This window comes from Streptomyces shenzhenensis, from assembly GCF_003688995.1.
In the GTDB taxonomy this organism is placed as follows: domain Bacteria; phylum Actinomycetota; class Actinomycetes; order Streptomycetales; family Streptomycetaceae; genus Streptomyces; species Streptomyces shenzhenensis_A.
On sequence record NZ_PENI01000030.1, the window covers coordinates 38,555 to 52,286 of the forward strand.

Consider the following 13,732-nt stretch of genomic DNA (forward strand, 5'->3'; position numbering starts at 1 on the left):
TGGCAGGGCGGGGCCGGCGGACGGGGCGCGGCATCAGTCGGGGTCCTTGTCGAGGAAGCCCAGGCGGACGATGTCGCGTACCCGGAAGTCCGGCGAGTCGGCGGGGATCTCGCGGACCACCCGGCCGTGGGCGAAGACAAGGAGACGGTTGGCGATGGCGAGCACTTCCTCCAGCTCGGAGGAGGTGACGACGACGGCGGCACCGTCCTTGGCGAGGCTGACCAGGGAGGCCAGGACCTCGGACTTGGCGCCCACGTCGATGCCCCGGGTGGGTTCGTCGATGAGGAAGACCCGGGGGTCGCGGGCCGCCCACTTGGCGAGCAGCACCTTCTGCTGGTTGCCGCCGGACAGATGCCGGACGGGAGAGCCGAGCCGGCCCGCGGCGAAGCCGAAGTAACGCGTGTAGTGCTCGGCGCGCCGGCGTTCGGCACCCTGGTCGACGCGGCCGGCCCGGGTGGAACGGGTGATGCCCACGCTGATGTTGTCGGTCCCGTCCATGGCCGGGACGAGACCGTTCTTGCGGTCCTCGGGGACCATCACCACGCCGCCGGCGATGGCCTGCCGGGTGGAACGGGGCCAGGATGCGGGGGTGCCGGCCAGGCGCAGTTCACCGGTGGAGGTGCGGTCGAGTCCGGCGAGGGCGCGCAGGAAGGTGGTGCGGCCGGAGCCGACCAGCCCCCACAGCCCGACGATCTCGCCCTCGTGGACCCGGAGATCGATGTCGGTGAGCACACCGGGGACGGTGACCCCGGACGCCTCGAGTGCGGGGGCGCCGGGTTCATGGGTGCCGCCGCGCGCGGTGACCTCGATCTCCCGGCCGACCATGGCGCGGATGAGTTCCTGGCGGTTCCACTGCGCGCGGGGGCCGGTGCGCACGAGCCGGCCGTTGCGCAGGACGGAGATGCTGTCGCTGAGACGCAGCACCTCGTCCAGGTTGTGGCTGACGAAGACGATGGTGGTGCCCTGCGAGCGCAGCCGGTCCAGGACTCGGTAGAGGATGTCGCGTTCGTGCTCGGCGAGGGCGGCGCTCGGCTCGTCGAGGAGCAGGATCCGTCCGTCGGTCTGGACCCCGCGCATGATCTCCAGGATCTGCTGCTGGGAGACGGACAGGGTGCGCACGGGTACGTCGGGCGGGATGCTGACCTCGAAGTCCGCGCACATCTGCAGATAGCGGCGGCGCATCTCGCGGCGGGCCAGGAACCCGCGTCGGGAGAGAGTGCCGCCGAGGAAGACGTTGGCCTCGGCGCTGAGGGCCGGGACCATGGTGAGTTCCTGGTAGACCGCGACGAGTCCAAGCCCGCGTGCCCTGCGGGGACCGCCCGCGCCGAGCGGGTTGCCGAATACGTCGACGGTGCCGGTGTCGGCGGCGAGCCGGCCACTGATCATGCCGAGGAGTGTCGACTTGCCGGCGCCGTTCTCGCCGACGAGCGCGTGCACGGTGCCGGCCGGGATCTCCAGGTCGACGTCGCGTACGGCATAGGTGCGGCCGAAGATCTTGGCGACGCCCCGGCAGACGACGGCGGGGTGGGCGGTGGCCGCGGTGGGGCCGGGGGGCGGCGCGGGGAGTGTGTCGGGCATGGTGGCTCCTGTCCTGCCGTGGCGCATTCCGGTCAGTACTCGGGACGGAACGTGTCGACGGTCTCGCGGGTGGCGAAGGGGGTACCCGGAAGCTCGGAGGACTCGGTGAGGTTGATGAAGTGCGGGACCTTCTTGCCGGCCACGTGGTCGGCGAGGGCCTGGATGGCCTCCTCGGTCTCCTGGGCGGGGAGCATCATCACGCTCTGCTCCAGGTCGCCCTTCTGCACCGAGTTCAGCGCCCACTTGTCGCCGCCGAAGTCGTAGATCTTGACCTTGCCCTTGCGCCCGGCGCTGTTGACGGCCTGCACGATGCCCCGGCTCATGCCGGAGAAGTTGGACATGATGACGTTCAGGTCGGGGTTGGCCTGGAGGATGGTCTGGGCGGCCGAGTTGCCCTTGGGCGTGGTGTAGTCGGTGGTCTGCTGGGCGACGACCTCGAATCCCTTGTGCTTCGCGAACTCCTTGGCCGCCTTCTGGAAACAGATGGTGTTGGCGTTGAGGTCGGGGCCCGAGATCAACGCGATCTTCGCGCCGTCCGGGTTGTCCTTGATGACCTGGGCCACCCACTGCTCGTAGACATCGAGGGTCTGGCCGCCCACGTACGTGACGGTGCCCGGCTCCCAGGTCGCGTCGCCGAGCCGGGTGGCCCGGCCGCAGATGGGCAGGTTGAAGACGGAGACCAGGATGCCCTTGCGCGGGGCCTGCTGGGTGAGGAGCTTGCAGACGAGGTTACCGTCGTTGGGTTCGACGGCGAAGGCGTTGTACTTGCCGCTGGTGAGCGCGGTCTGGATCTGGTCGAACTGTTTCTGCGCGTCGAACTGCCCGTCGAAGACGTCAAGGCCGACGCCGAGGTCCTTGCTCTTCTTCTTCGCGGCGGCGATGGCGGCCTGGAGGTAGGCGTTGCTGGTGCCGGCCGAGAAATAGGCGATCTTCAGGTCGGAGACCTTGTCGGGACCCTTCGCCGTGGCCGCGGACTGGGTGCCGGCCTCCTGCGAGGGCACGGAGCAGGCGGCGGCGGAGCCGAGGACGGCCAGGGCGGTGGAGGCGACGGCGGCGGTGCGCAGCAGCCGGCGTCCGGTGCGGGCACGGGCGGTCCGTCTGCCGGCGGACGGTGTGGTGAGCGGAGCGTTCATGGCGGTGGTTCTCCCTGAAGGGCGGGCCGGAGGGTGGGACGGAGGCACCGCGGTGGGGCGGGGCGCAGTGGGTGCGGGCGGGCCGGGGTGCGGGTGGGCCGGTCGGGGGGAGAGAGCGCGGAGGTCAGTCCTCGCGCCAGGTGTCGTAGATGTCGCTGAGGGTGGCGAACCAGGTGCCCTCGTGGCCGGCCATGTACTCGATGAGCCGTTCGAAACCCATGAGGTAATGGGCGCGGGCGATCGTCTGCGGGTGGACGGTGAGGGTGAGGACACCGCCCGGGACGTTGCGGTAGGCGAAGTCGAAATGGTCCTTCCAGCGCTGGAACATGACCTCGCTCGACCCCAGCCCCTGGTTGACGCCGGGGATGTACTCGGCGGCGGGGAAGTCGTCGAGGAACCAGGAGACGGGGAACTCCAGCAGCGGGCTGGCCGGGCCGAAGCTGCTGCCCTCCTCCCAGCCGACCTCGACCGGACGCGGGTGGTACGGCTCGAAGTCGCGGCCCATCAGGGAGGAGTCCCACTCGAAGCCGTTCTCCTCCAGCACGCTCAGGGTCTGGTCGGTGAAGTCCCAGGCGGGCGACCGGTAGCCGCGCGGGCGGACCCCGACGTACCGTTCGTGCTGCGCGAGCTGGGCCGCCATCAGACGCCGCTCCGTGTCGGCGTCCAGCTTCGGTACGCCCTCGTGGTAGCAGCCGTGTGCGGCGATCTCGTGCCCGGCGTCGACGATCTGCCGGACCCGCTCGGGGAAGGTGACCATCGAGTGGCCCGGGGTGCACCAGGTGGCGCGGATGTCGTAGCGGTCGAAGAGGCTGATCAGCCGGGGCACACCGACTTCGGCGCAGAACTCGCCCCGGGAGAGGTAGCTGGGGCTGCTGAGGTTGAAGGTGCCCATCCAGACGCTGTGCGCGTCGAAGTCGGCGCCGATGTTGACGGCGAGGGTCTTGCCCTCGGGAAGGTGCAGGGGCATGAGGTGTCTCCGTGAGTGAGGTGGGTGCAGCGGGAAGGGGACGCGCCCGGTGACGGCGGCTCAGGCCCGGGGGAGCAGCGCCTCGGCGTAGCGGCGGTACAGGCCGGAGCGGCGGCGGCGATCGCCGTGGGTGGTGGCGGCTCCGGTGCGGCGGTTCTCGTGCAGGAGGTCGAGGTCGAGCCGGGCGGTGATGACGTCCTCGGTGTTGGTGGCCGCCTCGGCGAGCACCCCGTCGGCGGCGAACCCGCTGTCGCAGGGGGACAGGACGGAGGCCCTGGCCCAGCCCGGGGACAGCGGGGCGCCCGGGTTCCCGGTGGTGGGGCAGTGGACGACATACACCTGGTTCTCGATGGCCCGGGCCTGGGCGCAGTGCCGGACCCGCCAGAAACCTGCCTCGGTGAAGGTGTACGAGGGGCTGACGATCAGCTCGGCGCCCTGCCGGGCGAGGATCGTGGAGACCTCGGGTATCTCGGTCTCGTAGCAGACCGAGACACCGACGGTGACCGGGCCGACGGGGAACGGGGCGAGGACGTCGCCTTCGCGCGTACCCCAGCCGGATTCGGCCGGGAATATATGGGTCTTGACGTGCCGGCTGACGGATCCGTCGGGGAAGAAGACGAACGCCGTGTTGAGGACGCCCTCGCCGTCCGGGGCGCGCACGAGGTGGCTGCCGGCCACGATGACCTGGTCACGGGTGCGGGCCGACTCCGTGAAGAGCGCGGCGTAGTCGTCGGTGTAGTCGGCGATGCGGCCCAGCGCGGAAGGGGGTTCGTCGCGCCAGCCGGGCCGGGCGGTGAACAGTGCCGCGGTGAACAGTTCGGGGAGCACCACGAGTTGAGCGTCGTCGGTGCGGTCAAGGAGTCTGCGCACCTGGCGGGCGAAGGCCGCGAAGCCGTCCACCTCGCGCATCTCGAACTGGACCGCGGCGACGGTCAGGGTCGTTGGCATGGTCTTCGTTTCCTCTCCGGGGGTGGGATGCCGGGTCCTCCGGTGGCGCCCGCGGTCACTGGGCGAGCAGTCCGCCGTCGATGACCAGGTCGGTGCCGGTGACGTACGACGACTCGTCGGAGGCCAGATAGACACAGCCGTGCGCGATCTCGGCGGGAGTGCCGCCGCGTCGCATCGGGGTGCCCGCCAGGACGGCGGCGTTGAGTTCGGCGGGCTGGGCGTCGGTGAGCGGGGTGGCGATCCAGCCGGGGATCACGGCGTTGGCGCGGATGTTCTCGGTGGCGTAGGTGATGGCCGCGTTGCGGGTCATGCTGCGGACCGCGCCCTTGCTGGCGTGGTAGGCATGGGTGCCGACCCCGCCGACGACGCCCCAGGCGGACGAGATGTTGATGAGGGAGCCGCCGCCGGCCCGGCGCAGCGCGGGGATCGCGGCCCGCATGCCGAGGAACACCCCGGTCTGGTCGACGCGCACCACGCGCTCCCACTCGGCGAGGGTGAGGGTGTGGATGGGTTCGTAGGAGATGAGCCCGGCGTTGTTGACGAGGACGTCGAGTCGGCCGTGCCGTCGCTCCACCTCGGCGACGACGGCCGCCCAGCCGTCCTCGTCGGTCACGTCCAGGCGCACCTCCTCGGCGCCCTCGACGGGTGGGGTCGCGCCGCTGAGGTCGGCGGAGACCACGACGGCCCCCTCGCGCACGAAGGCTTCGACGATGCCCCGGCCGATGCCGCGGGAGCCTCCGGTGACCAGGGTCACCTTGCCTGACAGACGGCCCATGGGGTGTTCTCCGTTTCTGCGGTCGGCCGGGGCCGACGGGGTCCGGGGGTGGGTGGTGTGCGGGCCGCTGCGGCCGTGGGGCACGTCCGGCGTTCAGCGGGCGAGGAAACCGCCGTCGATGACCAGGTCGGTGCCGGTGACGTACGACGACTCGTCGGAGGCCAGATAGACACAGCCGTAGGCAATGTCGCGGGGCTCGGCGCCGCGGGCCATCGGGGTGGAGGCGATGACGGCGTCGTTGAACTCCCTGGTCTGCGCCTCGGTCATGGGTGTGCGGATCCAGCCCGGGAGCACCGCGTTGGCGCGGATGTTCTCGGTGGCGTAGGTGATGGCCGCGTTGCGGGTCATGCTGCGGACCGCGCCCTTGGTGGCCTGGTAGGCGAGGGAGCCGGGCACGGCCGCCGCGCCGTAGATGGAGGAGATGTTGATGAGGGAGCCGCCGCCGGCCCGGCGCAGCGCGGGGATCGCGGCCCGCATGCCGAGGAACACCCCGGTCTGGTTGACGCCCAGCACACGGTTCCACTCGGCGGTGTCCAGTTCGTGGATGGCCTGGTAGGAGCCGACCCCGGCGTTGTTGACCAGGACGTCCAGCCGGCCGTGGCGCTCCTCGATGTCCCGGACCACGGCCGCCCACCCCTGCTCGTCGGTGACGTCGAGCCGGCCGGACTCCAGGGTCCCGGGTCCGGTCACGGTGGGGGAGGCCGCGGGGTCGAGGACGTCCACGGCCACGACGGTCGCCCCCTCGGCCGCGAACATCTCGGCGATGCCCCGCCCGATGCCCCGCGCGCCGCCACTGACCAGCGCGACCTTTCCCGACAAGCGATGCATGCGTGCCCTCCGTCCGGAGCCGCCCGCGGATCCGGCGGTGCCGGCCGAGCAACTCGTGGGAGCACAGTAGGAAGGGGCGCGACCGCCTACGTCCGTAAAACTGCTTACTTGTTGCCACAGGCCCGCGAACTGGGGGTGCTCGGCATCGGGCCGACACGAAGGCCTTCCCCGGCCCAAGGACCGACGGAGAACTGGCCCGCAGCGGCCCGACTAGGTTGACCGCATGACAAGCCACGAGCATCCGCAACTGTCCGGCCTGGGGCGGAACCCAGCAGCCCGTCCGGACGTCCTGGTGCGCCTGGCCACACACAAGGCCGGCCGACACGGCATTTCGCTGCGTCGCGGGCGGCTGGAGGACGCCGTTGTCGAGGCTCTGCTGACGCACGGCGACGACAACACCGCGGTGGGCCTGCACGGGGACCGGATTTCCCCGGAGATGCGCCGAAGGATCGCCGAGCATCCCGATCCGGCGATCCGTAACGCGTACACCGACTTTGTCCGCGACATGGTGGACCGCAAGGTGCCGATCCCTTCAGCAACTCGCCGCCGCTGCCGAGTCCTTCCTGCGCCGCGGGGTCGCCCGTCACCCCAACATCACGGAGGCGTTGCTGGAGCGCCTGCTCTCTGACCCGGACCCCCAGGTAGCCGACGATGCCGCTGCCAACTCCGCGCTGGGGCCGGCCCAGATGTATCGAATCCTCACGGCTGCTGGTCTGTGGGTCCAGGCGTGGGCGGAATAGCCGTCGGTCGCCACGCCTCCGGGCTTCCAGGGCCGCCACGTCGTCGGGATCCCAGTCGTGGTCGCACTGCTGCTGGCGCTGCTGTTCGCCGTGGCCAGCGTGCTGCGCTGGCTGGGTGGCCTGATCTGCCGCAGGCTGGTTTCCCGTTTCCGGGTGGGTGCGCGACCCCGGTGCCGTGCCGGGGGAGTGGCACTGGCTGCTGTTCGGCTCATTGGTTCACGGCGACACGGTCGAGCACCTCGTGCTGCCCTTGTTCGCCCTCGCCATCCACCCGGCCCTGGCCATCGGCCGAGTCCTGCGGTCCTCGAAGTCCGACTAGTGCGTACGGCGCGCTCGAAGGGGCTCAAGGAGCCCGGCATGTGCTGCGGAACTCGGTCAACGGCGGCGCGAGCCCGGGCGTGACCTTCGTCGTTCATCCGGTCATGCCGGACGAGGTGTAGCCCTCGACGAAGCGGCGGTTGAGAACGATGAACAGCACAAGTACCGGCAGGACCATGATGAGACCGGCCGCGCTGACGAGTGCCCAGTTGGGGGACAGGCCCTGCTGGAAGGAGTAGAGCGCGACGGAGGCCGGCAGCTTCGTGCTGTCCTGGATGAAGGTGACGGCCAGGAGGAACTCGTTGTATGCCTGCAGCCCGGCCACCAGTGCCGCGGTGAGCACACCCGGCCAGATCAGCGGAAACACGATCCGTGTGAAGACGGTGATCTCACCGGCCCCGTCCAGCCGTGCCGCCGCCTCATAGTCCTTGGGCACCGCCAGCAGGAAGGTGCGGATCAGCAGCGTGGCGAACGGGCTGTAGATCGCCCAGTAGATGACGATCAGCCCGAACCTGTTGTCGTAGAGTCCGATCTTCGTCCACATCGAGAGCAGCGGCACCAGGAACAGCTGGATGGGAAGCGAACTGGCAACCAGCAGGTACATGATGAACAGCCCCGGCTTGGGCAGCGCGAGCCGGGTGAGCGCGTAGGCGGCGCACCCGGCGATCACGGCAACCCCGGCTCCCGTGGAGACCGCGATGAGGGCGCTGTTGCCCAGACCGCGGCCCATGTCCGCATCGGACCACGCGGTGGCGAAGTTCTCCCAGCGGAACTTGCCCGGCAGGCTGAGTGGGCTCTGGCTGATCTCGCCCGGCGTCTTCAGCGAGGCGAGGAGGAAAATCACCATCGGTACGACGGCATAGGCGGCAAGAATGATCAGGATGAGGTAAGCGAAGGGACGTTTCGCTGTGCCACGTCGCGCCATCACATCTCCCACTTCAAACGTCGGCGGAGGTAGAGGTAGCCGCCGACTGTCGCGGCGCTGATGAGAGCGAGGATGACGCCGATGGCCGACGCGTACCCGGCTTGCTGCTGTTCGAAGGCCATGCGGTACATCACCGTACTCAGTACGTCGGTGGAACCTGCGGGTCCGCCCTGGGTCAGGATGTAGATGTAGTCGAAGACCAGGAACGACCAGATCACCGTCATCAGGGAGAGGAACATGAAGGTCGGGCGGATGGCCGGCAGAGTGATGTGCCAGAACTCCCGCCAGGTGTTCGCGCCGTCCATTCTGGCCGCCTCGTAGAGCGAGGGCTCGATGGATTGCATGGAGGCCAGGAAGATGACCACCAGAAATCCCCACCACTGCCAGTTGTTGACGAACGCGACAGTCCCGAGCGCGATGTCTCCGTCGCCGAGGAAGTTGACATCCTTGAGCCATGGAATGCCCAGGTCGCTCAGTGCCGGGCCGATCCCGCTGGTGGGGCTGAGTATCTGCCGCCAGATGGTGGCTGACACCACGGTGGCGATGACGTACGGGACGAAGTAGAGCACCCGGAAGACGAGTTGGAACCGCTTGATCCGGGTCAGCAGGAAGGCGCCGAGCAGACCCAGCGACATCGGCACCACGAGGAAGAACGCGGTCCACAGCAGGTTGTGCAGCAGAGCCCGGAGAAAGTCGGCATCACCGAACAACGCGGTGTAGTTGGCGAAGCCGACCAGCCCAGGGGAATTGAGGCCGTCCCAGTCGGTGAACGAATAGTAGACCGACATGAGCCCAGGTCCGGCGATGACCAGGAGGTTCACCGCCACGAGCGGGGCCATGAACAGCCATGCCTTGAGCTGTGCACCCCTCATGACGTGGGCTCGAAGGGGCTGGGGACCGACCCGGCGGCGAGTTCGTCGGCGAATGTCTTCTGCAGGCCCTTGCAGAATTCGGCGGGCTTCATGCTGCCCGTGATGACCTTGTCGAACTCGGTGTAGAGGTAGGTGTCCGACTTCGGCGGCATGAAACACCAGCTCGCGTAGCCGAGGTTCGTCGACTGCTGGATCGTCTGATACAGGCGGGCCACGCGGTCGTCCGTACTGGGCGGGTACGCGGACTGATCGAACTTGAGCGGGGCGGGGTTGGTGCCCGTGGCAGCCAGGTAGTCGAGCATGTCCTGCGGGTCGGCGATCATGGAATCGATGAACTCGGCCGCGCCTGCGGGGTTCTTCGCCCGCGCGTTGACCGACAGCGCGGTGCCGATGGCGAGCGGAAACACACCGGGCTTCACCGTGTCGCTGAGGGAAGGCAGCGGTGCCCACTCCCACTTCTGGTCTCCGGTGAAGAAGGAGTCGGCGGACGCGAAGCTCCAGGTGCCGGTGATGTACATGGCGACCTTGCCCTGAGCGAGCCCGGTGAACATGTCGGTGTCGGTGTTGGTGAAGTAGCGGTCCGGGGCGCCGCCCCACCAGCCCTTGTCTATCTGCTGCTTGTACAGCGTGATCGCGTCGACGAACACCTTGTCGTCCCAGGGGCGCTTGCCCGTGAGTGCCTCGTAGAGTGCCTGGGGTCCGGCCGCCGCGTTGAGGAAGGCGGTGAGGTACCACTCGCTCTGTGCCGTGTACCCGCTGTTGCCGGCGCCGACCGGGATCATCCCTTTCGCCTTGGCCGCGGTGCAGATGTCCTCGAACTCCGCAAGGGACTTGGGCACGGCCCAGCCGTTCTTCTTGAAAACCGCCGGGCTGTAGTAGAGCACCACCGAGCCGTATCCGACGGGCACGGAGTAGAGCTTTCCGTCGACCTTGCTCGCCTCCCAGGCCCAGGGCAGGAACTTGTCCTGCCAGCCGTACTTCTTGGCGTAGGAGTCCAGCGGGACGGTGTTGGAGCTCTTGGCGAAGGACAGCGCCGAAGACGGCCCGTCGGAGTAGACCACGTCGGGGCCGCGGCCGGCGGCGACGGCGGTGTCGGTCAGCTTGCCCAGTGTCTGGAGCTGTTTGACATCCATTCTGACCTGGACGCTCTTGGTGCTCTTGTTGAATCTGTCGATGAAGTTCTTCTTGAAGTAGCGCTCGACGTCGCTGCCGGTGAAGGCGGCCCAGTAGGTCACCGTGCCGGAGCCGGACGACGAGCCGCTGCCGCACGCGGCAAGTGTGCCTGCGGTCAGCAGACCGCCTCCCAGCTTGATGAGGCTGCGGCGGGACATGGGGGAAGGCATGGTGGTCTCCTCAGGATGATTCGCGAATGACCAGGCGGTGGGCGAGTACGACCTCGCGCGCCACGTCGTCGTATTTGCCGGCCAGCCGGTCGAGCAGCATCCGCGCACACGTCCTGCCGATCTCGCGGGCAGGGTTGTGCACGGTGGTGAGTGCGGGAGTCACGAGCGACGCGGCCTCGATGTCGTCGTAGCCGGTGATCGCCACATCGCGGGGTATGGCGAGGCCTCGTTCTCTGGCCGCGTCCATCACACCGACCGCGATCAGGTCGTTGCCGCCGACGATGGCGTCCGGCGGGTGTGCGGAGTCGAACAGCCGCCGGGCGCCCGCCGCGCCGCCGGCCCGGCTGAAGGTGCCGAAGTGGATGAGGTCGGGGTCGGCTGTCCGGCCCGCCTCGCGCAGCGCCCGGGTGTAGCCCTCCAGCCGCATCTGGCTCGGCTGCGCGTCGTACTCGCCGTTGACCAACCCGATCCGCCGGTATCCGCGGGCGAGCAGATGGTCGACCACATCGTGCATGCCGCCCACGTCGTCGGCTCGGACCACGTCGCCGAAGTCGGCACGGAACCGGCTGCCGAGCCGCACGAGCTTGGTGCCGGTCTCCGCGATGGAGGCGATGTCGTCGTCAGTCGCTCCGTACGACGCCAGGACGATCCCGTCGACCCGCCGCGCCAGGACGTGGCGTACCACCTCGGGCAGTGCCCGCCCCGGCTGCGCGGCGTCCGTGATGGAGAGCAGATATCCACTCTCCATCAGCACGTCCTGGAGGCCGGCGGCGACCAGTGTGTAGAACGGGTTGGTCAGGTCGGGCACGATCAGCGCGATCGACTCGCTGCGCTGTGTCCGCAAGCCGCGAGCCGACGGGTTCGGCCGGTAGCCCAGTTCTTTGATGACTGTCTCCACCAGCGCCCTGGTCGCCGCGCTGACCGGGCGTCGCCCGCTGAGCACATGCGAGACCGTGGTCACGCTGACGCCGGCCGCCGCCGCGACCTCCGCGATACCTGGTTGCTTCTTCGCTTCCCTCACGCCGCCTCACAGTGCGCAAATCGATTTGGCCGGTACTCTGCATGATTGCGTGCCGACAAGTCAACGGGCTAGCGTCTCCGCAGTTAAGAAGATTCTTCGTTGTAACATCTGCCGCGCAAAACGATGCAACTCAGGAGGTGGAGTGACCACTCAGGACCGGGCCAGAGGGGCGCTACTGGGGCTCGCCGCCGGCGACGCACTCGGCGCGCCCACGGAAGGCATGACCCTGCATGCCATCCGCGAACGTTTCGGCCGAGTCACCGGCTTTCTGTCCGACGACGCGGCCGGCACCGATGACACCGAGTACGCCGTTCTGTGTGCTCTGGGCCTGCTACGGCACGGGCGAGAGATCACCAGCGACGACGTGGCCGACCTGTGGATGGCCACGGTCGGCGAGCAGCAAGGGGGTTTCTACGGCGCCGGCTTCAGCGAGATGGTCGCCATCGCCAACCTGCGGTCCGGACTGCGGCCACCGGTCAGCGGCTCGGACAGCTACGAGACATGGAGCGACGGCGCGGCCATGCGGGTCGCCCCGGTCGGAATCCTCTGCTCCGGTGATCCCGCGCAAGCCGCTCGCATCGCCGCCGTCGATGCGTCCGTCAGCCACTCCAGGGACGGCGTCTACGCAGCCCAGGCTGTCGCCGCGGCCGTTGCGGCCGCGCTCACCGGCACCACCCCGGCCGAGGTCGTCGCAGCGGGGGTGGCCGCGTTGCCGGTGGACTCCTGGTCCGCCCGGCTGGTCGCGCGGGCGCTCGAGATCGCCGCGTCTTCGGGATCCCCGGACGAGGAGCTCTACGCGGAGATATCGCTGTTCCACTACCCCTGGTGGGACACCGCCCCCGAAGCGGTGGCCCTGGCCTTCGGTCTCTTCTCCGCCTACGGGGCGGACTTCGAGCAGGCGGTCCTCGCCGGAGTGAACATAGGCCGGGACTCCGACACCATCGCCGCCGTGATCGGCGCGCTGGCAGGTGCTCTGCACGGCGCCCAGGCGATCCCGCCCATATGGCGTGACCAGGTCACCAAGGTGCGCGGTCGGTGTGTCACGGCGACAGCGGGGACCGACCTTGTTGAACTGGCCGATCGTCTGAGGGAACTGGGAACCACGGGATGACACATGTTCGTGACCGCGCGCTCAACGCACTGCTCGGGCTGGCCGTCGGCGACGCGACTGGACTGCCGGCCCAGTTTCACCGACAGGCGAGGTCGGCCTGGGCGCGGGAGGCGGGATGGAAGTTCTCCGCCGCGCTGGACGAGCAGCGGGTCTCCCGCCCACTGCTGCCCTTCACGCTGGGGGCGGGGGATCCTGTTCCGCTGAGCCCCACCGACGACGCCGAGACTGCGGCCGTCGCCTCGCTGGTCCTGCTTGAGTGTGAGGAAGACCACAGCCATACCGACCTGTTCCGTGGCTGGCTGGACTGGACGGGCGGTGATGGCGTGTGGACGGGTGTCGCCGAGCGCTCGGCCGTCATCAACGCGGCCCGCGGACTGGTTCCCCCGGCCACCGGCAACGACAACCCCGAGCACTGGTCGGACGGAGTCGTGCCGGCAGGTGTGCCGATCGGCATCCGTTACGCGGGTGACCCGGCTGCCGCCGCTGAGGTCGCGGGCCGTTACGCCCGGATATCGCACGCGGCGGACGGCGTCTGGGCCACCCAGGCCATGGCCAGGGCCGTTGCCGCGCTGGTCTCCGGTGTCCCGCTGGCCGAGGCGCTGGCCGACGCGGCGTCCGCGGTGCCCGACGAGAGCTGGCTCGGCCGCAACCTGGCCGTCTCACGCCGGATTCGGGACTCGGCGGCCAGCCCTTTCGAGGCCGTCCCCGACCTGGTCGCCGAGCTGGCTCCCGCTGTCTACAGCCATGCCTGCGTAGCGCCGGAGACCCTGCCGGTGGCCTTCGCACTGGCCGAGCTGTCCGGCGGCGATCTGCCCACGGCCCTCGGCGCAGCCGCCCTGGTCTCCCGCCAGTCGGACAGCATGCCCGCCATGGTCGGTGCCCTGTGCGGGGCCGCGGGCGCCGTAGTCCCCGAGTCCTGGCGCCGCCACGTCGACGAGCTACCCGGCGCTCTCAACCCGCGCCTGAAAGGCATACGCCTGAGCGACCTAGCCAACCGCCTGACAGCGTCCGGCAACCAGTAGACGTCACCACCGCTGCCGCGACCGGCGCAGACGATGCGCCCGCCCGCCTGGAGGTGGTTCTCGCCCCGATGCCTGGGGCCGCTGCCGGAAACCACTCCCCAGCGGCCCCACCCAACCAGGAAGGACACCACCTCCCCAGGCTTGCAATGGC

The 13,732-nt window shown here is 69.3% G+C and carries 14 protein-coding genes; 4 read left to right on the top strand and 10 right to left on the bottom strand.

The genetic code is table 11. The features are described from left to right. Positions 1 to 33: 33 nt before the first annotated feature. The 6 genes from CTZ28_RS34480 to CTZ28_RS34505 form a co-directional block, all read right to left on the bottom strand. Positions 34 to 1,578 (bottom strand): sugar ABC transporter ATP-binding protein, encoded by a 1,545-nt coding sequence (locus tag CTZ28_RS34480; RefSeq protein WP_183154729.1) that lies wholly within the window; start codon positions 1,576 to 1,578, stop codon positions 34 to 36. Positions 1,579 to 1,610: 32 nt separating this feature from the next. Next, positions 1,611 to 2,711, bottom strand: a complete 1,101-nt coding sequence (locus tag CTZ28_RS34485) for a sugar ABC transporter substrate-binding protein (protein ID WP_121893672.1) — start codon at positions 2,709 to 2,711, stop codon at positions 1,611 to 1,613. A gap of 124 nt (positions 2,712 to 2,835) precedes the next feature. Then, positions 2,836 to 3,678 (bottom strand): polysaccharide deacetylase family protein, encoded by an 843-nt coding sequence (locus CTZ28_RS34490; RefSeq protein ID WP_121893673.1) that lies wholly within the window; start codon positions 3,676 to 3,678, stop codon positions 2,836 to 2,838. 60 nt (positions 3,679 to 3,738) lie between these two features. Then, complete coding sequence (locus CTZ28_RS34495; RefSeq protein WP_121893674.1) at positions 3,739 to 4,626, bottom strand: nitrilase-related carbon-nitrogen hydrolase; 888 nt, start codon at positions 4,624 to 4,626, stop codon at positions 3,739 to 3,741. Between the two features lie 55 nt (positions 4,627 to 4,681). Then, positions 4,682 to 5,401 (bottom strand): SDR family NAD(P)-dependent oxidoreductase, encoded by a 720-nt coding sequence (locus tag CTZ28_RS34500; protein WP_121893675.1) that lies wholly within the window; start codon positions 5,399 to 5,401, stop codon positions 4,682 to 4,684. A gap of 93 nt (positions 5,402 to 5,494) precedes the next feature. After that, complete coding sequence (locus CTZ28_RS34505; protein WP_121893676.1) at positions 5,495 to 6,229, bottom strand: SDR family NAD(P)-dependent oxidoreductase; 735 nt, start codon at positions 6,227 to 6,229, stop codon at positions 5,495 to 5,497. A gap of 223 nt (positions 6,230 to 6,452) precedes the next feature. Between CTZ28_RS34505 and CTZ28_RS46670 the strand changes: the two genes are divergently transcribed. Both CTZ28_RS46670 and CTZ28_RS47360 read left to right on the top strand, forming a co-directional pair. Next, positions 6,453 to 6,857: a hypothetical protein gene (locus CTZ28_RS46670; protein ID WP_147481234.1), complete on the top strand. Its 405-nt coding sequence runs from the start codon at positions 6,453 to 6,455 to the stop codon at positions 6,855 to 6,857. 269 nt (positions 6,858 to 7,126) lie between these two features. Beyond that, positions 7,127 to 7,288, top strand: a complete 162-nt coding sequence (locus CTZ28_RS47360) for a hypothetical protein (protein ID WP_183154730.1) — start codon at positions 7,127 to 7,129, stop codon at positions 7,286 to 7,288. A 93-nt stretch (positions 7,289 to 7,381) separates the two neighbouring features. Here the strand turns inward: CTZ28_RS47360 and CTZ28_RS34510 are convergent, their stop codons facing one another. From CTZ28_RS34510 to CTZ28_RS34525, 4 genes are all read right to left on the bottom strand, one after another. Beyond that, the gene (locus CTZ28_RS34510) at positions 7,382 to 8,134 is read right to left on the bottom strand and encodes a carbohydrate ABC transporter permease (protein ID WP_183154731.1); all 753 of its coding nucleotides are present in this window, start codon (positions 8,132 to 8,134) and stop codon (positions 7,382 to 7,384) included. Positions 8,135 to 8,211: 77 nt separating this feature from the next. Continuing rightward, entirely contained in the window at positions 8,212 to 9,084 is an 873-nt protein-coding gene (locus tag CTZ28_RS34515) for a carbohydrate ABC transporter permease (RefSeq protein WP_259471937.1), read from the bottom strand. After that, the gene (locus CTZ28_RS34520; protein ID WP_121893679.1) at positions 9,081 to 10,427 is read right to left on the bottom strand and encodes an ABC transporter substrate-binding protein; all 1,347 of its coding nucleotides are present in this window, start codon (positions 10,425 to 10,427) and stop codon (positions 9,081 to 9,083) included. The genes CTZ28_RS34515 and CTZ28_RS34520 overlap by 4 nt, the downstream gene beginning before the upstream one ends. 10 nt (positions 10,428 to 10,437) lie before the next feature. After that, positions 10,438 to 11,448 carry a LacI family DNA-binding transcriptional regulator gene (locus CTZ28_RS34525; protein ID WP_121893680.1) on the bottom strand — a complete coding sequence of 337 codons (1,011 nt, stop codon included), beginning with the start codon at positions 11,446 to 11,448 and terminating at the stop codon, positions 10,438 to 10,440. A 142-nt stretch (positions 11,449 to 11,590) separates the two neighbouring features. Between CTZ28_RS34525 and CTZ28_RS34530 the strand changes: the two genes are divergently transcribed. Both CTZ28_RS34530 and CTZ28_RS34535 read left to right on the top strand, forming a co-directional pair. After that, positions 11,591 to 12,559 (top strand): ADP-ribosylglycohydrolase family protein, encoded by a 969-nt coding sequence (locus CTZ28_RS34530; protein ID WP_220795483.1) that lies wholly within the window; start codon positions 11,591 to 11,593, stop codon positions 12,557 to 12,559. Next, positions 12,556 to 13,581, top strand: coding sequence for an ADP-ribosylglycohydrolase family protein (locus tag CTZ28_RS34535; RefSeq protein WP_121893681.1), 1,026 nt, complete (start codon positions 12,556 to 12,558; stop codon positions 13,579 to 13,581). The genes CTZ28_RS34530 and CTZ28_RS34535 overlap by 4 nt, the downstream gene beginning before the upstream one ends. Positions 13,582 to 13,732: the final 151 nt, after the last annotated feature.

Bases quoted from the DNA above. Each gene is read 5' to 3' on its own strand.
- CTZ28_RS34480 (WP_183154729.1), bottom strand. From the start codon at position 1,578: ATGCCCGACACACTCCCCGCGCCGCCCCCCGGCCCCACCGCGGCCACC.
- CTZ28_RS34485 (WP_121893672.1), bottom strand. From the start codon at position 2,711: ATGAACGCTCCGCTCACCACACCGTCCGCCGGCAGACGGACCGCCCGT.
- CTZ28_RS34490 (WP_121893673.1), bottom strand. From the start codon at position 3,678: ATGCCCCTGCACCTTCCCGAGGGCAAGACCCTCGCCGTCAACATCGGC.
- CTZ28_RS34495 (WP_121893674.1), bottom strand. From the start codon at position 4,626: ATGCCAACGACCCTGACCGTCGCCGCGGTCCAGTTCGAGATGCGCGAG.
- CTZ28_RS34500 (WP_121893675.1), bottom strand. From the start codon at position 5,401: ATGGGCCGTCTGTCAGGCAAGGTGACCCTGGTCACCGGAGGCTCCCGC.
- CTZ28_RS34505 (WP_121893676.1), bottom strand. From the start codon at position 6,229: ATGCATCGCTTGTCGGGAAAGGTCGCGCTGGTCAGTGGCGGCGCGCGG.
- CTZ28_RS46670 (WP_147481234.1), top strand. From the start codon at position 6,453: ATGACAAGCCACGAGCATCCGCAACTGTCCGGCCTGGGGCGGAACCCA.
- CTZ28_RS34510 (WP_183154731.1), bottom strand. From the start codon at position 8,134: ATGGTGATTTTCCTCCTCGCCTCGCTGAAGACGCCGGGCGAGATCAGC.
- CTZ28_RS34515 (WP_259471937.1), bottom strand. From the start codon at position 9,084: ATGAGGGGTGCACAGCTCAAGGCATGGCTGTTCATGGCCCCGCTCGTG.
- CTZ28_RS34520 (WP_121893679.1), bottom strand. From the start codon at position 10,427: ATGCCTTCCCCCATGTCCCGCCGCAGCCTCATCAAGCTGGGAGGCGGT.
- CTZ28_RS34535 (WP_121893681.1), top strand. From the start codon at position 12,556: ATGACACATGTTCGTGACCGCGCGCTCAACGCACTGCTCGGGCTGGCC.